This window comes from Campylobacter concisus UNSWCS, from assembly GCF_000466685.1.
Taxonomy (GTDB): domain Bacteria; phylum Campylobacterota; class Campylobacteria; order Campylobacterales; family Campylobacteraceae; genus Campylobacter_A; species Campylobacter_A concisus_A.
Genome location: NZ_ANNG01000163.1, coordinates 1 through 385 on the forward strand (window position 1 = coordinate 1; position 385 = coordinate 385).

1 pseudogene is annotated in these 385 nt (G+C 35.6%); it reads left to right on the top strand.

Features of this window, described 5'->3' with window-relative positions:
• Window positions 1–13: 13 nt before the first annotated feature.
• Window positions 14–385, top strand: a pseudogene (locus UNSWCS_RS11360) (hypothetical protein); the annotation flags it as partial.

Genomic DNA, 385 nt, shown 5'->3' on the forward strand with positions numbered 1-385 from the left:
CAAGGAGTAAGCTATGAAAGTCTCTTATAACTCCATCTTAACAAAACAGCACTACCAAAAACAGACAAAAAGCGAAGGCTTTGCAAATTTCTTGCCTAACACTCCAAATATAAATTCGATCAGCCAAACCACTATTCCTAAAAATGATTTTGTTTCATCTAGCAGTATCGACTCTCTTTATCAGGCCAAATTTACTTCACAAGAGGGCTATGGATATAGTGTAGATGCTAAAGGATTTATGGGAGCTGACTTTAACAAAGCTGCCAGCTTGCCACAGGACTTTAAAATCCATAAAAGCACACTTGATGCGATAGTGCTACACAATCAAAAGCACCCAAACTTTACAAATTTTTCAATGAATACAAAAAAAGATAATGTGCTATTT